Here is a 19,418-nt window from a genome sequence, read left to right as displayed (position 1 = left end):
TGCCTATCGTTCACATGGGGCTTCGTCAAAATCGGCCAGTTTGCCGGTCATTTTTTTGGCATATACAGATCCGTGATCGACCCTTCCGCGATTTCGGCGGCAAAAAAGATGGTTTCGGATAATGTCGGGTGCGCGTGAATGGAGAGGCCGATGTCTTCCATGTCCGCCCCCATTTCAAGCCCCAGCACGGTTTCGGCAATCAACTCACCAGCATTCACACCGACCACGCCTGCGCCGAGGATGCGCCGCGTTTTTTTGTCCAGCAGCAGCTTGGTCATGCCTTCCTCACGCGCCATGGCTAGTGCCCGACCGCTTGCGGCCCAAGGAAACACCGCCTTTTCGAATTCGATTCCCTGTTTTGCCGCATCGGTTTCGGTCAGGCCCATCCAGGCAATCTCGGGATCTGTATACGCCACGGAGGGAATAGTGCGCGCGTCAAACGCCACTTTATGCCCGGCGATCACTTCGGCGGCAGTCTTGCCTTCGTGCGAGGCCTTGTGCGCGAGCATGGGCTCGCTTGCAATATCGCCGATGGCGAAGATATGCGGCACGTTGGTGTGCAATTGCTTATCCACGGGGATGTATCCGCGCTCATTCACGTTAACACCCGCTTGTTCCGCTCCAATATCGCGACCGTTGGGGCGGCGTCCGACCGCCATCAGGATCCGGTCGTAAATTTGCGGCTCCGGTGCTTTGCCGTTTGGCCCGCCTTCAAAGGTGACTTTCAGCCCATCTGCAAGGGCCTCGATCGCCGTGACTTTGGTTTTGAGGTAGATGGCTTCGTAGCGTTTTTGTATGCGGCGGTGCAGCGGCCTGACAAGGTCAGGATCAGCGCCGGGGATCAACTGATCCATTAATTCCACTACTGTAATCCTGCTGCCGAGGGCATCGTATACTGTCGCCATTTCCAGTCCAATGATACCTCCACCAATGATAAGCATACGCTTGGGGATATCCTCCAGCTTCAGAGCTCCGGTAGAATCCATCATGCGGGGATCGTCGTAGGGGAAGCCGGGTATGCGCGCCACGCTTGAGCCTGCGGCAATAACGCAATGCTCGAACGATACAGTCTTCAAGCCACCGGGAGTCTCAACCTCGATCATATTCGGCGACGTAAACCTACCCGTCCCTTGCACAAGTTCCACCTTGCGCTGTTTTGCCAACTGCGTCAGCCCCTTGGTCAGCTTGCCGATAACGGACTCCTTCCAGGCGCGAAGCTTGTCTATTTCGATGCGCGGCTCACCGAAAACGATGCCCTGAAGCGCTGTTTCCTCCGCATCGCTAATAACCTTCGCCACGTGCAACAGGGCCTTGGAAGGAATGCAGCCCACGTTAAGGCAGACACCACCGAGCTTGGAATAGCGCTCGATCAATGCCACTTTCTTACCCAGATCCGCGGCGCGGAACGCCGCGGTGTAACCTCCCGGCCCGCCACCCAACACGACCAAATCCGCGTGGATGTCACCTCGCCTAACCGAAGGGGCGGGATGGGGCGCAGCTGATTCAGGGGTCGCCACGATTGCTGAAGCTTCCGTTTGCGGTTTTTCGGGTGCAAACTCGGCGCCAACCGCGGCTTGTTCTTTTGGCTCAGGCGCTACGGGTGTCTGAGCCGCCTGAGCAGACTGAGCCGCCCCCTCGGAGGCGGCTACCGGTTCGAGCATAAGGAGAAGCGACCCTTCCGAGACGGTATCGCCCACCTTGACGTGGATATCCTTCACTACCCCTGGTTGCGGAGAGGGAATCTCCATGGTCGCCTTGTCGGTTTCAAGCGTGACGAGAGACGTTTCCTTTTCCACGCTATCGCCCGGCTTTACCAATAGCTCGATGACAACCACATCCTTGAAATCACCGATATCAGGAACTTTTATTTCGATAAGCTGAGCCATGACAACCTTAAGTTAAAAAACAGAACCCGTTTCAATGCTGATGGCCCCGGTTACGCTTTATTGCCTGACGTGTCCGTCGCCTAGCACGATAAATTTCTGGCTGGTCAATCCTTCCAATCCCACCGGTCCGCGGGCGTGAAGCTTGTCTGTCGAGATGCCGATTTCAGCGCCCAGTCCATACTCGAACCCGTCGGCGAACCGGGTTGACGCGTTCACCATTACCGAACTAGAATCGACTTCACGCAGGAAACGGCGAGCACGGCTGTAGTCCTCAGTAATGATGGAGTCGGTGTGTTGCGATCCGTATATGGTGATGTGCTCGATCGCCTGATCAAGCCCGCTTACCACCCGCACGCTCAGAATCGGTGCAAGATACTCGGCGCCCCAATCTTCTTCCGTGGCTTCCTTCATTTGCGGAACGATGGCTCGCGACGCGGTATCCCCGCGCAGCTCCACGCCCTTGTCGAAATAGATTTTGCACAACGGAGGCAGCACTTTCTCGGCGATAGCCTGGTGCACGAGCAGTGTCTCCATGGTGTTGCACGTTCCATAGCGCTGGGTTTTAGCGTTGTCGGCAATGCGCAGCGCCTTGTCCAGGTCCGCCTGATCGTCAATGTAGACGTGGCAAACGCCATCCAGATGCTTGATGACCGGAATGCGCGCTTCACTGGCGATGCGCTCGATCAACCCCTTGCCGCCGCGCGGCACGATGACATCCACAAATTCTTTCATCGTGATGAGTTCACCTACGGCTTGGCGATCAGTGGTTTCTACCACCTGGATCGCCGTTTCCGGCAGCCCTGCCACTTTCAGCCCCTCCTTCACGCACGCCGCAATCGCACGGTTGCTGTTGATGGCCTCGGATCCGCCGCGCAGTATCGCGGCATTCCCCGCCTTGAGGCATAACCCGGCGGCATCAGCCGTAACGTTGGGCCGTGCTTCGTAGATGATTCCAATGACACCAAGCGGCACGCGCATCCTGCCCACCTGTATACCGGACGGACGGTACTTCAAATCATTGATTTCACCGACCGGATCAGCCAGTGCCGCGATCTGCAGCAACCCTTCCGCCATAGCTGCGATGCCCTTCGGCGTAAGCGTCAGCCGATCGATCATGGCCGAGTCCAAGCCGCGTTTACGGGCGCTTTCAACATCCATCGCATTCGCGGCCAGCAGCATTTGCTCATCACGCTTGATGGCCGCGGCCATTTGCGTGAGCGACCGGTTTTTTGCGGCAGTCTCCGCCCTTGCAACCAGACGCGATGCCGCGCGGGCTTCACGCCCGATTGATTGCATGTAAGTCTTGACGTCGATCATATCCATGTCACGGTTCCATTAAGACAGCGAATTATCAATCTGCGACTTAAGCGCGATTACGAGCTAGCGTTATCATACAAGCGCGGACAGCAGGGCAAAGCGAGTACCGACCTTCTATCGGGCGAGGCATAGGCACAGGCACAGCCACCAACCCATACCGCCGCAGCCCCAACCCATCCATTGCTGCCCCAACCGCTCTGAATAACGCGCCGGTCACGAAATCCACATTTTTGGATAACTTGCAGGAAGACGGCCGAGCAAGCGCATCATTGCTTGCGGCCCGCTATCGCTAAACGCAATCCCAGTTGCAGCAATTCATCCCAGGCATCGCCCTTCGCCGCACCCTTGCTGATCCTGTCTATCTTCGACATATGCAGCAGAGCCTGCAATAACTGTTTGAGCGTAAGGCGTCTTGCCGTGCTTTCCACTAATTTCTGCTGATCTACCCTGGCCCTGATCTGGTTCATCAAGTGGCTAACCGGACTCCCCGCATCAAGCCCCTTGCGAACCGCTATCACCGCGCGGATTTGCCCGGAAAGCGTAAACACGATGAGGGGCAACGCCGTACCCTCGCCCCGCAACCCTTCAAGTACGCGAGTATATCGTGCGGCTTCGCCTTCCATCATCGCGGCCGACAGTTTGTACACATCATAACGCGCCACATCCAGCACCGCATCTTTTACCTGCTCGAAGGACAATGGGCCCGCAGGATACAGCAAGGCCAGTTTCTTCAGTTCCTGATAGGCGGCAAGAAGATTGCCCTCTACCTTGTCGGCGAGAAACAGCAGTGTGTCGTTATCGGCACTTTGCTTTTGCATGCCCAGGCGCTGGCCGATCCAGACGGGTAAGCTGGCGCGTTCGACTGCATAGACTGGAATCGTGACCCCCGCGCCCTCAAGCGCCTTGAACCATTTTGTCGCCGTGCCTTGCCTGTCAAGTCTCGGCAGCGTGACGAGTGTGAGCGTATCCGGCGGCAGTGCCTTGCAATAATCCTCTATTGCAGCGCTGCCCTGGACTCCGGGCTTGCCTGATGGAATTCGGATGTCCATGACACGCCGTTCACCGAATAGCGACAAGCTGCTGCTGCACCGTTGCAGTTCAGACCAGTCGAAATGATGGTCTACGGTGAAAATCTCCCGTTCACTGTAGCCTTCACGCCGTGCCTTGGTCCGAATTGCATCAGCGGCCTCGATGCAAAGCAGTAGTTCGTCGCCAAACACGGTGTAGAGCGACGCCAGCGGTTTCTGCAGATGTCGAGGAAGATGCTCGGGGGTAACACGCATGATGTGCTTAAGATGTAAGCCTGGGCAACCGGTTCTCAGCCTTCGGCCGTACCAACCGCCTCAAGCCGCCGCAGGATCTGCGCTGCGGCATCGCTCTGCATTTCCCTGACGAGCATTGCCTCCTCCCCCTCTTTCGCCACCACTTGGGCGTCGGTAAAAGGAATAATGCGTCGCAGGGCAATCTCGTTGGCGGGGATGAGCTCCACCCCTTTAGCGTCTACTAGACGAAAGGAAACCCGATAGCGTAATTCGAATTCCCGTACCCGGCCGCCGCCGGAGACCGACATAATCTGTTTCTCGTTCACTGCGCTGATAACTTCCAAGGTGGCTTCAGCATTTTGGGGGTTATCCACGAGACGGGTACTGGTGCCAGCCTTGACGAAACGCCGCAGATCGGTACCAATAGGATTGCCTACAGGGAACGAGATAAAAAGGGTCTCAAATGGGAGTGTAGCCTGACCGCGTAGCTGAAAACCACAGGCGGCAAGGAAGAAACAGAACACGACGAGTACAATTTTTTTCATAAGAGCGTCCTCATGGGTCTAATATCTTTAGACAACGATATTTACCAATCTGCCCGGCACGATTACAACCTTTTTCACCGGCTGGTTCCCGATGAACTTTAGCGCCTGATCGTTTTCCAGTGCGAGTCGCTCGATAACCTGGGGCTGCGTATCTCTCGCTACGCATATCCTGCCGCGCAGTTTCCCGTTTACCTGAACGATCAATTCGATTTCATCCCGCACGAGGGCAGTGCTGTCGGCTTGCGGCCAAGCCTGGTCGAGAAGCTCTGTTCCCGGTTTAAGTTCGCGCCATAGCGCACGGCAAATGTGAGGAACGACCGGCGACAGAAGCAATACGATGCTTTCCATTGCTTCCTGCATTACGCTGCGCGCAGCGGGGCTGGAGTCCTGCAATTTGCCGAGGGCGTTCATGAGTTCCATGACCGCGGCAATGGCGGTATTGAACGTATGTCGCCTGCCGAAATCATCGCCCACCTTGGCAATAGTCTGGTGCAGTTGAAAACGCAGCGCCTTAAGCTCGGGGCCCAGTTCCGCCGGCCGCACTGGAGCAGCCACTGTGCCCGCCTGCACGTGTTCGTAAACCTGCTTCCATAACCGTTTGAGGAAGCGGAACGCGCCCTCTACTCCGGCATCCGCCCACTCAAGCGTCTGTTCCGGAGGACTGGCAAACATCATGAACAATCTTGCGGTATCGGCCCCATATTTTTCGACGAGCAATTGCGGATCGACCCCATTATTTTTGGATTTGGACATTGTCCCAATCCCGCCCAATTCAACCGGCTGGCCGTCCGCCCGCAGCACCGCGCCGATAGTCCTGCTCTGCTCGTCGGTTTGAATGTCCACATCTGCGGGATTGAAATAAACGATGCGCCCGGTTTCGGTTTTCCGGAACATGATCTCGTTCAGCACCATGCCCTGGGTCAGGAGATTTGCGAACGGCTCGTCAAACTTCACCAGCCCGAAATCACGCATGACCTTGCTCCAGAAGCGGGAGTAAAGAAGGTGCAGAATCGCATGTTCGATTCCGCCGACGTACTGATCCACCGGCAGCCAGTAGTCTACGCGCTCATCGGTCATGCGCGCGTTCTGATCCGCGCACGCGTAGCGGATGTAGTACCATGACGAATCCACGAAGGTATCCATCGTGTCTGTTTCCCGTCGCGCCGGCTGGCCGCAACTGGGACAGAGACACTCGTAAAACGATGGCGTTTTTGCCAGAGGATTGCCCGAACCGTCCGGCACAAGATCGTCCGGCAGCACTACCGGAAGCTGGTCATCCGGCACGGGCACGACTCCGCATGCGCTGCAATAAATCAGCGGAATGGGGCAGCCCCAATAACGTTGACGCGAAATGCCCCAGTCGCGCAGGCGGTAGTGGACCCGTTTCTCCCCCAATCCTTTCTCTTCCAGCGCCGCCGCGATTGCATCCACCGCCGCCTGAAATTCAAGCCGCGAAAATTCGCCCGAGTTAAACGTCAAGCCGTGCTCAACGTATGCCTGCGTGAGCGGAACGCTTAAATCGGAATCGGCTGGCCTGATGACGGGTTTAACCGGCAGCCCGTATTTTTTCGCGAACTCGAAATCGCGTTCATCATGCGCGGGGACGGCCATTACCGCACCCTCACCGTATCCCATCAGCACATAGTTGGCCACCCATACCGGAAGTTTTTCCCCGGTCAGGGGATGGATGACAAACAATCCCGTATCCATGCCTCTTTTTTCCTGAGTTGCAAGTTCCGCTTCCATCGTGGCTCCGAGATGGCACGCACTGATGAATTCACCCAGATCAGGATTGGTCTCTGCCGCTTGCAGCGCAACTGGATGTTCAGCCGCCACCGCAACGTATGTAACGCCAAGAAGCGTATCCGCACGAGTGGTGAAAACTTTCAACGCTTGCGGCATGCCGGACCCTGCATCCGCCGGGAACGTTACGTCAACGCCGGGGCTCTTGCCGATCCAGTTTGCCTGCATTGTTTTTACCCGCTCGGGCCACCCGGTTAACGTGTTCAACGACTCCAGCAACTCGTCGGCATACGCGGTGATTCTCAAGTAATACATCGGAATCTCGCGCTTCTCGACCAACGCTCCTGTGCGCCACCCGCGTCCGTCTAATACTTGCTCATTGGCCAAAACCGTCTGGTCGATAGGGTCCCAATTAACGATGCCGGTGGTTCGATACGCCAAACCTTTTTCCAGCATCCGCAAAAACAGCCACTGATTCCATCGGTAGTAGTCCGGACTGCAAGTTGCCAGTTCCCGGCTCCAGTCGATGGCAAGCCCCAGGCTCTGCAATTGTTTGCGCATGTACGCGATGTTGTCGTAGGTCCACCGGGCGGGTGGCACACCGTTTTGCATAGCCGCGTTCTCCGCAGGCAACCCGAACGCATCCCAGCCCATTGGCTGAAAGACGTTGTAACCCAGCATACGGCGGTAGCGCGAGAGCACATCGCCTATTGTGTAATTGCGTACGTGACCCATGTGCAGCTTGCCGGAGGGGTACGGAAACATGGACAGGCAATAATACTTTTGCTTGGCGAGAGTTTCATCGGCCTTGAACGCGGCGGTTTTTTCCCAGTACTGCTGCGCTTCCGATTCGATTTCCTCTGGATGATATTTTTCCTGCATAACTTCTCAGCTTTCCCGCCATAAAACCGAGAATTATACCGCGAACCAAAACACCGGACGGCATCCGTTTGTTTCGTTATCGATTTTGCCTGCGCCGGAAAAACCCCATGGATGAGATGACAGGCAAGGAGCTCGACCCGGATAGCGTTTGCAGCGTTCGAATTCCGAATGCCAATTGCGACGACTGGCAGAAAATTCGGCTTGGAACCGCGTTTACGGTAACTCGGGCTGAGCCGCCTACTGTTTACTGGTAATTGCTTATTGCTTATCGGATGACGATGGCCAGCTTGAAGTCGCCTCGCAGCAGATTGAGGATGATCCGGCCATCGCTTGACTGGAGGACCGAGAGGAATTCCTGTACCGAGCGTACTTTTTTGCGATTGACCCCGAAAATGATGTCGCCGGGCCTGATACCATGGAGCCAGGCCGGGCTATTCGCATCCACCTGGGTGACGATCACGCCTTCAATTTTTCCGCGCGCCCCGGTCTTGAAGTTTGCCACGGTTGCACCTGCAAGCTGGGGTACCGTCTCCGCCTCCGTGCCCGGAACCTCAAGCGGCGTCGCGATCTTGATCTTGGTAGTCAGGGTCTTGCCATTCCGCAGGATAGTCAGATTCACTGTTTCCCCGATCGGCATCATCCCGATCTTATTGCGCAGATCGATCGAACGTCTAACCGGGCGCCCATTCACTGCCGTTATCACGTCGCCGGGCTTAAGGCCAGCTTGTTCGGCTGGCGATTTGGACTCAACGGTACTGATAATCGCGCCTTCGGTAGAAGCGAGCCCCAGAGAGCGGGCCAGGTCGTGTGTAATATCTTCGCTACTCGCCCCCAGCCGCCCCCTTCGCACTTCACCAAAACGTACGATCTGATCCAGCACTGCCTTGACCATGGCGCTGGGCACCGCGAACCCAATACCAACGTTGGCGCCTGAAGGACCGATAATAGCCGTGTTAATACCGACCATCTCTCCCTTGAGATTGATCAGCGCGCCCCCAGAATTCCCCGGATTGATGGACGCATCGGTCTGTATGAAATCTTCATAACCCTCAAGATCCAGCCCGCTCCTGCCAAGCGCACTGACGATGCCGGAGGTAACGGTCTGCCCTAGCCCGAACGGATTGCCGATCGCGACCACGAAATCGCCCACATTAAGCAGATCCGAATCGCCGAGGCGCAATGCCTGCAAATTTTTTGCCTCGATTTTAAGCAATGCGATATCGGTGCCTGGGTCGCTTCCCACCAGCTTTGCCACGAACTGACGCATGTCCTTGAGCGTGACCGTGACCTGCTGGGCATCCTTGATAACATGATAGTTGGTTACGACATAACCGCTGGCGGCGTCGACAATCACCCCCGATCCCGCACTCTGCTCCTGTCGGGCGGCTTGATCGGGGATATTGAAAAATCGGCGGAAAAACGGATCGCGGAATAGAGGGTTATCCTCGATGGCCGAACGCGACTGCACCGAAATATTCACTACCGCCGGTGTCACCTCCTGCAGTAGCGGAGCCAGGGTCGGCACACCGTTTTTGCTGTTCGCAAAGGGTAAACCCGCGTGCGCGGGAAAGACCATGGCCAGCAAAATAACAAAGCTGACCTGTAACAAAACAACTCGGGACGCTTTTCTCATGTATTCACTCGGTAAAGCCTGCTTGGGGCACCCAATCAGCTGAAGCAGAAAGTCTGAGGGTCAGGCATTGAGACCCTTGCCCAAATTCAGTATTTCCTCCATCCCAGGCTCGAACGGTTCGGGGTCGAAAGCTCTATCGCCGTCCGGGAAAGGCTTGTTACCCGCCTTGAGCTCATTGAAATTGTAAAGTCTGGGATCGGCAAGATGAGACGGCTGGATATTCTGCAACGCGGTAAACATTGTCTCGAGCCGGCCCGGAAACTTTTTGTCCCATTGTTGAAGCATTTCCTTAACCGCCTGGCGTTGCAAATTTTTTTGCGACCCGCATAGGTTGCACGGAATGATGGGGAAATTTTCCATCTCGGCATAAGCCGCCAGATCCTTCTCCTTGCAGTAAGCCAGGGGGCGGATCACGATATTTTTCCCGTCATCGCTCACCAGCTTTGGCGGCATGGTTTTTAGCTTGCCGCCGTAAAACAGGTTGAGAAACAAGGTTTCAAGGATGTCATCGCGGTGATGCCCCAGCGCGATTTTGGTGGCGCCCAGTTCTCCCGCAACGCGGTACAGGATGCCACGGCGTAGACGCGAGCAGAGACTGCAGGTCGTCTTGCCCTCCGCGATTACACGTTTTACAACGCTATATGTATCTTGTTCGACAATGCGAAACGGCATGCCAATCGCCGAGAGGTATCGCGGCAGCACCTCTTCAGGGAAACCGGGCTGCTTCTGATCCAGATTTACTGCAACCAGTTCGAACTGCGTTTGCGCATGCGCTTGCAGGTTGCTCAGAATGTCGAGCAATGCGTAGCTATCCTTGCCCCCGGAAAGACACACCATCACCCGGTCGCCATCCTCGATCATGTTGAAATCGGCAATAGCCGAACCGACGAGCCGTCTTAAGCGCTTGTGCAGCTTGTTGACGTTATGCTGCTCTTTCCTGGACACGATTTCCATATTTGGCCTTATTGTCTGAGCCGTTGTTTACCTAGTTATCATAGATGCAAGACGTCCGTCAGGTCCAGCACCCCCACGCCGGTTCAGCTTGGGCTAAATTTTAAGGAAAATTTCCCCGATAGCAACCGTTTGTTCCAAGAACACTCCCGCATGTAGATGATCCGTTTACGGCATCCCGCTCCGCACAGCCTGTTAAGAAAACCGCATTAGCCGCCGAGCCATAAGTCTTTTCGCCTTAGATCTCGCGGCGGCGTCACGTTCGCAGAAATGGTAATGACTAAAAGTCAATTCATTACCATTATTTATTCTTTTTACATTTCCTGATTCCTGTCTATCCTTTCGGAAAAATCCTTCCGGCGTTTTTTGCGGCGAGTTCGTTAATTCATGAAATCAATTCATTTCCTAATGCAAATATGTCGTTTTCATTAGCGAGAATTTGCCCCCAGGATGCGAGTGCAGTTCGGTTACTTCGTTCAATTGAAATCAAGGAGTGTTTTAATGAAATTACATAAAATCAAATATCTCGCGGCCGCGGTGGCTCTCATCACCTCAAGTACTGCACTCGCCGCATTCGATGGCTCTGCAGGAAACAGTTCGGTATTGTTTAACGCTTATGAATCCGTAAGTGGTTATTCTTTTGCACTGGATACCGGGTTGCGCAAGGATGACTTCACCCCGTCTTTTACCGGCCTCTCGGTTAATCTCGCCAACGATGCAAATTGGAACTCTTTCCTGACGCATGTCGGCAGCGCACATTTGGCCGATATCAAATGGAACATCATTGCCGCGGATACCAATGCAGGATCAGTGGATCACGATCCTGTCAGCTATCTGACCACCGGACCCGCTGTTGGCGTTCCCGATGGTACGCGCAATGCCCAGCTTAATTCCTGGGGCGGCAATTTTAATTCCTTTGTCACCGCAAGCGGCAATTTTGGTGCCACGGGATTCGCAAGGGGAAATTCGACGGTTCATCTCAAAGAAGGTCCTGCTGATTATGCTTCGTACGAAGTCGCGCATGGATCCAGTTGGAATACGAAATCGAATTTCGATACGACCGCCGGATTGGGCGGCACGCTGAGTTTTTATGAGCTTACCAAAAATGGCGCGCCGGTCACCAACGTGGTGAATTCCCATCAACTGGGCACGGTAACGTTAAGCGAAGCCGGGGCGCTGGCGATTTCACCCATCCCCGAAGCTGACAGCTGGGCCATGCTGTTAGCTGGCCTGGCTCTGGTGGGATCAATTGCCCGGCGCCGTTCCCTCCGAGCGTCCTAAAACTCACTCTTTTCTCATTTAAAGAACCCGGCAGGTTTTGGCCGGGTCAGGGATGGCTTCGCCTGATAAATGAATAACATTAAGCAATCAATTTACTCTTAAAGGATACGCCATAATGAAAAACAAACTAAAATTCGCGGCCGCCTCTTTCGCGCTGGCTGTTGCCGGCCAGGCAAACGCGGTCGGCCCCACCGTTACGCCGGACCTAACTCTTTATGTAGGCGGGGGGGCGGAACAAAACAATGTCTTTGAAACCATCGCGAAGTCATTGTTCACGCCTGGCACCATAGACTATTACACCGACCAGGCAGATAACTCCAAGGGTAAGGCGTTCCGCGCCGTATACGGCAAGTTCTGCCATGCATGCTTCGCCGCTGCATCGGATGCGCACCGGGCTAGCCTGCGCAATTAAGGCTTTCTGCAGCTCAGGGAGTTTCAATTTTTCTGAATCAGAGCGCATCGTGCACGTTACCCGTAATCCCAGGTTCGCATCCAGGAACAACATGCAAACCGCTCCACATTATTTCGATCTCACTTTCTATATCAGAAAAAGCGATAAACAAATCGAATCTTATTAGTTCCCGTCATAAATGGGGACTGGTAACGTTCACCCTGGCCTCGCTTATAACGACAACTGGTAACTTTGCACTTGGGTTTATTGCTCTCTTTTGAGGGAAAAATGATTGCTATTACAAACATTGTTGAACTGGAAGATAAACATGAAGCGTTGGACTATGTTGGTAAACGCATTCCCGTGGAGATAAGGCAGCAAATACTGCGCGCGATTGCCAGCATTGAATACGGCTCGGTAGAAGTAATTCTGCATGACGGTAAAGTAATGCAGATAGAGAGCCGTGAAAAGATTCGTGTCAGCCATAAAGAGCCTGCTGTCAGGAAATGACTTATGAACTCATGTACCTCCAGTCACTGGCGTTTGCTTAAGTGGTGATCTAATGACGACAAAAACCCACCATGCAATTGGAGGTTAAATACGACAGGACAATATTGCGTCTGACCAGGAAGCGGAGGGGGCGATTAAGAATGATTCAGGAGCTACGATGAAAGTTTTTTGGCAAGTCACCCTTGCGTCCACACTCAGCATGTTAGCCGTCAGCTCGCTCCATGCAAATGACAGCGGCGATGAAAAAGAGAAGTCTCAGGTGACACCCTACGGCGCGCAGCAAATTTCTAACACCCGAGTGGCATCTTCCGGGAATCGATCGGTCGGGAGTTCGAGCGAAAACTTTAAATGGGCGATCCCGTCCGCTGAAAAACCTGCTTCAATGAATACCTCTGCTTCTAAAGAGGACGCAGGCAAAAAGTCTACAAGCTACTTCAGGCCGTCAAGCAGCTATAGCACACAGCCCGAATCTGATCCGCCCAGATATGTCCGGAATCTGAGCAAGACCGGCATTGAGGCTTTCAAGGACATCACATGGCTGGACGTGGGCCTGGATCACCGGACCCGCTATGAATTCCGCAGCAACGACATTAGGCGGACCGATCTCGTTCTCGATCAGCCTTTCCTGCTCCGTTCCAGGGCGTATTTAGGCATCAAGGAGATCTTGGACCCACTAAGAGGTGCAGTCGAGTTCCAGGACTCACGGCGTTATAACGGCACATTTCCTCACGACGATCGCGACTTTAACGATCATGAATTGATTCAGGCCTACGGCGAACTTTATTTTAAAGGCGCGCTAGGCGCGGATGACAGGAAGCAACAACGCCCACTTCGATTCCGGGCGGGCCGCATGGCATACGAGGCACTTGACCGGCGTTTTATTGGTCGCAACGAATGGCGCAACACCACAAATACCTTTGAAGGGTTCCGCCTGAACCTTGGTCAGGAAGTCAATGACTGGGAAGTCGATCTGTGGGCCTACCAACCCGTCAAACGCCTGCTGAGCGACTTTGACCAGCGTATCGAAAACCATTGGTTTTACGGCTCGATCGGCCACTGGCGCAAGTGGTCGGATGTCATTACGCTCCAGCCGTATTACATGAGTCTCATGCAGGATGGTAGCAAAGCGCCAGGTCAGATAGATCGCGAGATTCATTCGCCCGGCCTGCGTGGCTACGGGAAGATAGGGAACACCAACCTGGACTATGACTTTAACCTGACTTATCAGTTTGGAAGAAACGGTACGGAGCAACATGACGCGCATGGTTATACCCTTGAAACAGGGTATACCTTCAAGCACGACTGGAAACCACGGCTCAGCGCCTTTTATGGCTATGCGACCGGAGACCGTAATCCCAACGACAACGTGAACAATCGCTTTGAACGGTTCTTTGGTTTCGCGCGGCCATGGTCAGCAGACGACTACATCGTGTTCGAGAATATCAAGGCTCCAAAAATCAAGCTCGAGTTTCAGCCGGTCAAGGACTTGCGTATCGATGGCGGCTACGGCTGGTATTGGCTTGCGAGCAGCACGGACCGCTTTAATAACCTGCTCGACGGCAACACCAGCGCGAGGCGTAACCCCGGGTTTAATCGCGATGTGACGGGCAGAAGCGGCGACTTCATTGGCCACAATTTCGACATACGGGCGCGTTATAAGCTGACTGAGCGCATCGATACCACCATCGGGTACTCGCATTTTGTCAGCGGCAACTTCACGCGCCACAGGCAAGTGGCTGCGCTGGGGCGTAGCCCCCGAGGCTCGGATTTCCTCTACGTCGAAGTCGTCATCAGCGCCTTTTAAGTGAATCATTAGTTTGTTCCCAATTAATCTATCAAGGATAAAAAAATGAGATTGAAGACAGGCCTTTCGGGGGCCCTGCTGGTACTGAGTTTTATCACGCTCAACGCATTCGCGGAGAAACAGCTCTTAAACGTTTCCTATGATCCCACCCGGGAGCTTTATCATGAATTCAACGCCGCATTCGTGAAACACTGGGATGCCAAAACCGGGGAAAAGGTATCCATCAAGCAGTCCCACGGTGGCTCGGGCAAGCAGGCGCGATCTGTAATTGATGGCTTGGAGGCCGACGTCGTCACGCTTGCATTGGCAAATGACATTAACGCAATTGCTGAGAAAGCAAAGCTGCTCCCGGAAGGGTGGCAGAAACGCTTGCCGCAGAACAGTACGCCTTATACGTCCACGATCGTTTTCTTGGTGCGAAAAGGGAATCCGAAGGGCATAAAGGACTGGAACGATCTTGCCAGGCCCGGTGTCGCGGTCATTACGCCAAATCCTAAGACCTCTGGCGGCGCCCAATGGAATTACCTTGCAGCCTGGGAATTTGGCAAGCGGCACTTCGGCGAAGCCAAGGCGAAGGAATTTGTAGCGGATATCTATAAGAACGTGCCGGTACTTGACTCCGGTGCTCGCGGCTCCACAACCACCTTCGTTGAACGCGGTGTGGGCGATGTGTTTATCTCCTGGGAAAATGAGGCTTTTCTAGCGATCAAGGAATTGGGCCCCGGCAAATTCGAGATTGTGGTGCCGTCATTGAGCATTCTCGCCGAACCCCCGGTTGCAGTGGTAGACAAGGTGGTTGATAAGAAGGGTACCCGAGCGGTTGCTGAAGCCTATCTACAGTATCTGTATTCTGATGAAGGGCAGGAAATAGCGGCAAAAAATTTCTACCGTCCCAGCAATTCCGCCATTGCCGCAAAATATGCCAGCCAGTTCCCCGCAATCAAGCTGTTCAGGATCGACGACGCATTTGGCGGTTGGAAAAACGCTCACAAGATCCATTTCTCGGATGGCGGTACCTTTGATCAGATTTATCAGAAGTAGCACGAGCTATACGGAATACCGACTCATATGATCCGGAGGTAAGATGACTGCATTGGTAGTAGGTGGAGATTATATCGAGACACTGAGGCGAGAACTGCTCGCGCACGGATTGAAGCGTGTCGAACACTGGGATGGGCGCCGTCCCAGGTTTACCAAACGTGCAATTCCCCGCAGCGCGAGACTCGTGGTGATACTGTACGATTATGTGAGCCACAGCGTATCGAATGCGCTGAAACAACAGGCCACCAAGAATGGTATCCCGTTGGTGTATTGCCGCAGTTCCAGCCATGAATTGCGCCGGAAGCTGGAGGGACTGACGCTCAGCACCGTTCCCTGTCGCTGCCGCGACAAGATCAATGATGTGAGGAACTTCGTTAGGCATTGGTTCCGCGGGAATCATTGAGATCATCTTTACACTGGCAAGGGAAATATCCTAGATATGAAAGCAAGAAGCGCGGAGGGCGAATTGGTGCGCGTCCAGGCAACCACCGATTATCGGCTGCAGCGTTTGGAAGATGAGTGGGTAGTGGCCCACTTCGCTGAGAATCGGCTGTCAAGCGTGTTCCAGCCGGTGGTTTCAAGTGCATTACAGGTTATTGGGCATGCAGCTTTTATTCGATGCGAGCCCGACAATAAAAATATCGTTTCACCTTGGGATATTTTTTCGCTGGCAACAGAGGACTCAGCGCTCGTCAGGCTGGATCGGTTGTGCCGGACCGTGCATGCGCTGAATTACTTTGGCGCTGCTTCGGGGCCGGGGAATCTTTTTGTCAGCGTGCAGCCCCGTCTGCTTGAGAGTGTCAAGGATGATCATGGTAACGCGTTTGCAAAGGTGCTTGATCTCATCGGAATACCGGCTTCTCGCGTTGTCATCGAGATCCCCGGGGAAGTGAATCGCAACTGGAAGCTGCTGGCGCATGTAATCGGCAACTACCGTTCGCGCGGTTATCGGATTGCAGCCAATCATAGCGGCACAAGTGACAACTGGATGGCAGAATTGGGAAGCTTGTATCCGGATATTGTGAGGCTCGAGGCTTGGACGTTAGCAGGCCGTTACGGGACGAAAGCACTGCTCGACTCGATACATCATTTCGGTGCGTCAGTGCTAGTACATGAAATTGAAACAGTACAGCATAAGGATACCGCCCTTCAGGAAGGAGCGGATCTATTGCAGGGACGCGCCCTCGGGATGCCAGTGCGGGGGATTGAGGCGGCTATACCAGGTCTCCGGCGGACACAATACCTTGAATCGCCGGGAGATCATCGTCGGCCGTCGTTTAGAGGGACCCTGGATTGAGTAAATTTAAACAACACAGCGTTCTGCCGGGCTTCAATCTGGCGCTTGGGTTCACGCTGCTTTATCTTAGCCTTATCGTGTTAATTCCGTTATCAGCAGCATTTATCCGCACGTCAGCGCTCACATGGCCTGAGTTTTGGAATGTGGTGACGACTCCACGGGTAGTGGCGTCCTACAGGCTGACATTTGGCGCTTCTTTTGCCGCCGCGGCGGTAAATGCTGTATTTGGGCTGTTGGTGGCTTGGGTTCTGGTGCGCTATCGCTTCCCGGGCAAAAAACTGGTCGATGCGCTGGTGGATCTGCCATTCGCCTTGCCGACGGCCGTCGCGGGAATCGCCTTGACCGCGCTCTATGCAGGCAACGGTTGGATCGGGCAGTTTTTTGAACCCCTCGCGGTAAAGATTGCGTTTACTCCGCTTGGTATTTTTGTGGCGCTGACGTTTATCGGACTGCCCTTTGTGGTGCGTACTGTACAACCGGTGCTGGAAGACATCGAGTCTGAATTGGAGGAAGCGGCTGCCACACTCGGGGCAAACCGGGCGCAAACGTTTTCGAGGATCATTTTTCCCACGCTTTTCCCAGCGTTGACAACCGGCTTCGCGCTTGCCTTCGCTCGCGCCATCGGGGAATACGGGTCGGTGATTTTCATTGCAGGCAATATGCCTCTTGTCTCCGAGATTACGCCGCTCCTGATCATCACCAAGCTGGAGCAATATGACTATGCCGGCGCCACCGCGCTCGCGGTTGTGATGCTGGTGATATCGTTTGTCATGTTGCTCATCATCAACCTGCTTCAATGGTGGAGCCGTCGGCGGAGCGTATTGACGTGAGCACACTCTGATGAACGCCACTACGATCCCTGTACAACACGCTCCCCGGCCCACGGTGAGACCCGCCCAGGCAATTGAAGAGCCTGCGTGGGTCCGCTGGAGTTTGATCGGCATCGCGCTGGCCTTTCTCACGCTTTTCCTTTTCGTACCCCTGATCTCAGTGTTTTACGAGGCGCTTAAGAAGGGGCTGGACGTATACTTCGCCGCCATCACGGAGCCGGATGCGCTATCTGCCATTCAGCTTACCCTCACCGCTGCGGCAATCGCAGTACCGCTCAACCTGATATTCGGCGTCGCCGCTGCATGGGCTGTAGCAAAGTTCGAATTCCGCGGTAAGAATTTGCTGATCACCTTCATTGATTTGCCTTTTTCGGTCTCGCCCGTAGTTTCAGGATTGATCTACGTGCTCATCTTCGGGTTGCAGGGGTGGCTGGGGCCGTGGCTGGCCGAACACGACATCAAGATTATTTTTGCGGTTCCGGGCATCGTGCTCGCTACCATATTCGTGACCGTTCCCTTCATTGCACGTGAACTGATCCCCCTCATGCAGGCCCAGGGTACCGAGGAGGAGGAGGCCGCCGTGGTCCTTGGCGCTAATGGGTGGCAAATTTTCTTCCGCGTGACGCTACCAAACATAAAGTGGGGTCTGCTCTATGGCACGATCCTGTGCAACGCCCGCGCAATGGGAGAATTTGGCGCGGTATCGGTCGTCTCCGGCCATATCCGGGGGAGTACCAACACGCTGCCGCTTCATGTCGAGATACTCTACAACGAATACAATTTTGCGGCGGCGTTCGCCGTGGCATCGCTGCTGGCGCTGCTCGCGCTGGTTACGCTGGCACTAAAAAGCCTAGTCGAATCCAAAAAACATAATGACAAGGAAAATGGGAATGAGCATAGAGGTGCGTAATCTTTCCAAGAACTTCGGGAGTTTTTCTGCGCTTCGCGACGTTAGCCTCGAGGTCCGTTCAGGGGAGCTACTGGCGCTGCTCGGACCTTCCGGCTCTGGAAAAACTACCCTATTGCGCGTAATCGCCGGACTGGAAACTGCGGATGCCGGCCAGGTCTTGTTTCAGGGAGAGGACGCTACCGACCAGCATGTGCGCGAGCGGCAAGTCGGCTTTGTATTCCAGCACTATGCCCTATTCAGGAATATGACCATAATGGAAAACGTAGCGTTCGGTCTACGCGTGCGTCCCAAGAAATTCCGCCCCAAGGACGTAGAAATTCGCGAACGCGTGCATCAGTTGCTGAAGCTGGTGCAACTGGACTGGCTGGCAGATCGCTATCCTCATCAGCTTTCGGGCGGGCAGCGTCAACGGATTGCTCTCGCGCGGGCCCTGGCCGTTGAGCCGAAGGTATTATTGCTGGATGAACCTTTTGGCGCACTGGATGCTAGGGTACGGAAAGAGCTGCGTGCCTGGTTAAGAAGGCTGCATGACGACATGCATATCACCAGCGTGTTCGTCACGCATGACCAGGAAGAGGCGCTCGAAGTGGCCGACAGGGTAGTGGTTATGAATGAAGGGCGTATTGAGCAGATCGGGACACCGGATGAAGTGTATGAACATCCCGCGAGTCCTTTCGTTTACGAATTCCTCGGCAAGGTAAATTTGTTTCATGGCCGACTTCACCGCGGACGTGCCTGGATTGGAGGAGTAGAAATCGATGCGCCTGAGCATACGGAAGCGGAAGAGCTCGAGGCAATAGCGTACGTGAGGCCGCACGATATTGAAATCGAGCGGGTTTCCGCCCTCAGCCCGGGAGACGGCGAGGCAGATACGGGATTGAGGCTGGCCGCGGAGGTAAGCCATGTTCTTGCGATCGGCCCCGTCGTGCGTCTTGAATTGATGCGCGACGCCGGCACGGATATCGAACAGAAGGAGTTGATAGAGGTTGAAATCACAAAGGAACGTTTCAGGGAACTGAAATTGGTGCGCGGGGATCAGGTTTTAATAAAACCCTCCCGCGTCGATCTTTTTCCGCGCCAGATACACTAGGGAACCTCCGGACCAGATCCGCCAGACGCGGCAGACGACTGCCTT

The 19,418-nt window shown here is 54.6% G+C and carries 18 protein-coding genes; 11 read left to right on the top strand and 7 right to left on the bottom strand.

Annotated features, from left to right (window positions below; all coding sequences use genetic code 11):
• Positions 1 to 47: 47 nt before the first annotated feature.
• The 5 genes from lpdA to leuS all read right to left on the bottom strand — a co-directional run bounded on the left by lpdA (position 48) and on the right by leuS (position 7,635).
• Complete coding sequence (lpdA, locus tag C8R31_RS09180) at positions 48 to 1,886, bottom strand: dihydrolipoyl dehydrogenase (protein ID WP_107693765.1); 1,839 nt, start codon at positions 1,884 to 1,886, stop codon at positions 48 to 50.
• Positions 1,887 to 1,943: 57 nt separating this feature from the next.
• A complete protein-coding gene (locus tag C8R31_RS09175) occupies positions 1,944 to 3,209 on the bottom strand; it encodes a glutamate-5-semialdehyde dehydrogenase (protein ID WP_107693764.1) in 1,266 nt (421 codons plus the stop codon).
• 260 nt (positions 3,210 to 3,469) lie between these two features.
• A complete protein-coding gene (holA, locus tag C8R31_RS09170) occupies positions 3,470 to 4,486 on the bottom strand; it encodes a DNA polymerase III subunit delta (RefSeq protein ID WP_107693763.1) in 1,017 nt (338 codons plus the stop codon).
• A 35-nt stretch (positions 4,487 to 4,521) separates the two neighbouring features.
• Positions 4,522 to 5,010: an LPS assembly lipoprotein LptE gene (gene lptE, locus C8R31_RS09165; RefSeq protein WP_107693762.1), complete on the bottom strand. Its 489-nt coding sequence runs from the start codon at positions 5,008 to 5,010 to the stop codon at positions 4,522 to 4,524.
• A 27-nt stretch (positions 5,011 to 5,037) separates the two neighbouring features.
• Complete coding sequence (leuS, locus tag C8R31_RS09160; protein ID WP_107693761.1) at positions 5,038 to 7,635, bottom strand: leucine--tRNA ligase; 2,598 nt, start codon at positions 7,633 to 7,635, stop codon at positions 5,038 to 5,040.
• A gap of 107 nt (positions 7,636 to 7,742) precedes the next feature.
• Here leuS and C8R31_RS16040 point away from each other — a divergent pair, with 107 nt between their 5' ends.
• Positions 7,743 to 7,889: a hypothetical protein gene (locus tag C8R31_RS16040; RefSeq protein ID WP_181320516.1), complete on the top strand. Its 147-nt coding sequence runs from the start codon at positions 7,743 to 7,745 to the stop codon at positions 7,887 to 7,889.
• Between the two features lie 11 nt (positions 7,890 to 7,900).
• Here the strand turns inward: C8R31_RS16040 and C8R31_RS09155 are convergent, their stop codons facing one another.
• The gene (locus C8R31_RS09155; protein WP_107693760.1) at positions 7,901 to 9,268 is read right to left on the bottom strand and encodes a DegQ family serine endoprotease; all 1,368 of its coding nucleotides are present in this window, start codon (positions 9,266 to 9,268) and stop codon (positions 7,901 to 7,903) included.
• Between the two features lie 60 nt (positions 9,269 to 9,328).
• Positions 9,329 to 10,222, bottom strand: coding sequence for a tRNA 2-thiocytidine(32) synthetase TtcA (gene ttcA, locus C8R31_RS09150; RefSeq protein ID WP_107693759.1), 894 nt, complete (start codon positions 10,220 to 10,222; stop codon positions 9,329 to 9,331).
• A gap of 498 nt (positions 10,223 to 10,720) precedes the next feature.
• On the opposite strand from ttcA, the gene C8R31_RS09145 reads away from it, so the two are divergent.
• The 10 genes from C8R31_RS09145 (at position 10,721) to C8R31_RS09100 (ending at position 19,373) form a co-directional block, all read left to right on the top strand.
• Positions 10,721 to 11,500: a PEP-CTERM sorting domain-containing protein gene (locus tag C8R31_RS09145; RefSeq protein ID WP_107693758.1), complete on the top strand. Its 780-nt coding sequence runs from the start codon at positions 10,721 to 10,723 to the stop codon at positions 11,498 to 11,500.
• A 115-nt stretch (positions 11,501 to 11,615) separates the two neighbouring features.
• Positions 11,616 to 11,912, top strand: a complete 297-nt coding sequence (locus C8R31_RS09140; RefSeq protein WP_107693757.1) for a hypothetical protein — start codon at positions 11,616 to 11,618, stop codon at positions 11,910 to 11,912.
• 267 nt (positions 11,913 to 12,179) lie between these two features.
• A complete protein-coding gene (locus C8R31_RS09135) occupies positions 12,180 to 12,401 on the top strand; it encodes a YezD family protein (RefSeq protein WP_107693756.1) in 222 nt (73 codons plus the stop codon).
• Between the two features lie 157 nt (positions 12,402 to 12,558).
• Positions 12,559 to 14,205, top strand: a complete 1,647-nt coding sequence (locus C8R31_RS09130; RefSeq protein ID WP_107693755.1) for an alginate export family protein — start codon at positions 12,559 to 12,561, stop codon at positions 14,203 to 14,205.
• 45 nt (positions 14,206 to 14,250) lie between these two features.
• Positions 14,251 to 15,246, top strand: a complete 996-nt coding sequence (locus C8R31_RS09125; RefSeq protein WP_107693754.1) for a sulfate ABC transporter substrate-binding protein — start codon at positions 14,251 to 14,253, stop codon at positions 15,244 to 15,246.
• A gap of 43 nt (positions 15,247 to 15,289) precedes the next feature.
• A complete protein-coding gene (locus C8R31_RS09120) occupies positions 15,290 to 15,649 on the top strand; it encodes a DUF2325 domain-containing protein (protein ID WP_107693753.1) in 360 nt (119 codons plus the stop codon).
• 36 nt (positions 15,650 to 15,685) lie between these two features.
• Positions 15,686 to 16,543 (top strand): EAL domain-containing protein, encoded by an 858-nt coding sequence (locus C8R31_RS09115; RefSeq protein ID WP_107693752.1) that lies wholly within the window; start codon positions 15,686 to 15,688, stop codon positions 16,541 to 16,543.
• On the top strand, positions 16,540 to 17,373 hold the full coding sequence (cysT, locus tag C8R31_RS09110) for a sulfate ABC transporter permease subunit CysT (protein ID WP_107693751.1): 834 nt from the start codon (positions 16,540 to 16,542) through the stop codon (positions 17,371 to 17,373). The genes C8R31_RS09115 and cysT overlap by 4 nt, the downstream gene beginning before the upstream one ends.
• A gap of 10 nt (positions 17,374 to 17,383) precedes the next feature.
• On the top strand, positions 17,384 to 18,283 hold the full coding sequence (gene cysW / locus C8R31_RS09105; RefSeq protein WP_219907488.1) for a sulfate ABC transporter permease subunit CysW: 900 nt from the start codon (positions 17,384 to 17,386) through the stop codon (positions 18,281 to 18,283).
• The gene (locus C8R31_RS09100) at positions 18,264 to 19,373 is read left to right on the top strand and encodes a sulfate/molybdate ABC transporter ATP-binding protein (protein ID WP_107693750.1); all 1,110 of its coding nucleotides are present in this window, start codon (positions 18,264 to 18,266) and stop codon (positions 19,371 to 19,373) included. Before cysW ends, C8R31_RS09100 begins: the two co-directional genes overlap by 20 nt.
• Positions 19,374 to 19,418 lie beyond the last annotated feature (45 nt).

Source organism: Nitrosospira sp. Nsp2, assembly GCF_003050965.1.
Classification (GTDB): Bacteria; Pseudomonadota; Gammaproteobacteria; order Burkholderiales; family Nitrosomonadaceae; genus Nitrosospira.
This window is presented reverse-complemented; position numbering and strand designations above follow the sequence as displayed.

What these genes read in the sequence shown, in the direction of transcription:
- C8R31_RS09100 (WP_107693750.1), top strand. Translation starts at nt 18,264, where the DNA reads ATGAGCATAGAGGTGCGTAATCTTTCCAAGAACTTCGGGAGTTTTTCT.
- lptE (WP_107693762.1), bottom strand. Translation starts at nt 5,010, where the DNA reads ATGAAAAAAATTGTACTCGTCGTGTTCTGTTTCTTCCTTGCCGCCTGT.
- holA (WP_107693763.1), bottom strand. Translation starts at nt 4,486, where the DNA reads ATGCGTGTTACCCCCGAGCATCTTCCTCGACATCTGCAGAAACCGCTG.
- ttcA (WP_107693759.1), bottom strand. Translation starts at nt 10,222, where the DNA reads ATGGAAATCGTGTCCAGGAAAGAGCAGCATAACGTCAACAAGCTGCAC.
- cysW (WP_219907488.1), top strand. Translation starts at nt 17,384, where the DNA reads ATGAACGCCACTACGATCCCTGTACAACACGCTCCCCGGCCCACGGTG.
- C8R31_RS09115 (WP_107693752.1), top strand. Translation starts at nt 15,686, where the DNA reads ATGAAAGCAAGAAGCGCGGAGGGCGAATTGGTGCGCGTCCAGGCAACC.
- C8R31_RS09125 (WP_107693754.1), top strand. Translation starts at nt 14,251, where the DNA reads ATGAGATTGAAGACAGGCCTTTCGGGGGCCCTGCTGGTACTGAGTTTT.
- C8R31_RS09135 (WP_107693756.1), top strand. Translation starts at nt 12,180, where the DNA reads ATGATTGCTATTACAAACATTGTTGAACTGGAAGATAAACATGAAGCG.
- C8R31_RS09120 (WP_107693753.1), top strand. Translation starts at nt 15,290, where the DNA reads ATGACTGCATTGGTAGTAGGTGGAGATTATATCGAGACACTGAGGCGA.
- C8R31_RS09145 (WP_107693758.1), top strand. Translation starts at nt 10,721, where the DNA reads ATGAAATTACATAAAATCAAATATCTCGCGGCCGCGGTGGCTCTCATC.
- lpdA (WP_107693765.1), bottom strand. Translation starts at nt 1,886, where the DNA reads ATGGCTCAGCTTATCGAAATAAAAGTTCCTGATATCGGTGATTTCAAG.
- C8R31_RS09140 (WP_107693757.1), top strand. Translation starts at nt 11,616, where the DNA reads ATGAAAAACAAACTAAAATTCGCGGCCGCCTCTTTCGCGCTGGCTGTT.
- C8R31_RS09155 (WP_107693760.1), bottom strand. Translation starts at nt 9,268, where the DNA reads ATGAGAAAAGCGTCCCGAGTTGTTTTGTTACAGGTCAGCTTTGTTATT.
- C8R31_RS09130 (WP_107693755.1), top strand. Translation starts at nt 12,559, where the DNA reads ATGAAAGTTTTTTGGCAAGTCACCCTTGCGTCCACACTCAGCATGTTA.
- C8R31_RS09175 (WP_107693764.1), bottom strand. Translation starts at nt 3,209, where the DNA reads ATGGATATGATCGACGTCAAGACTTACATGCAATCAATCGGGCGTGAA.
- C8R31_RS16040 (WP_181320516.1), top strand. Translation starts at nt 7,743, where the DNA reads ATGGATGAGATGACAGGCAAGGAGCTCGACCCGGATAGCGTTTGCAGC.
- leuS (WP_107693761.1), bottom strand. Translation starts at nt 7,635, where the DNA reads ATGCAGGAAAAATATCATCCAGAGGAAATCGAATCGGAAGCGCAGCAG.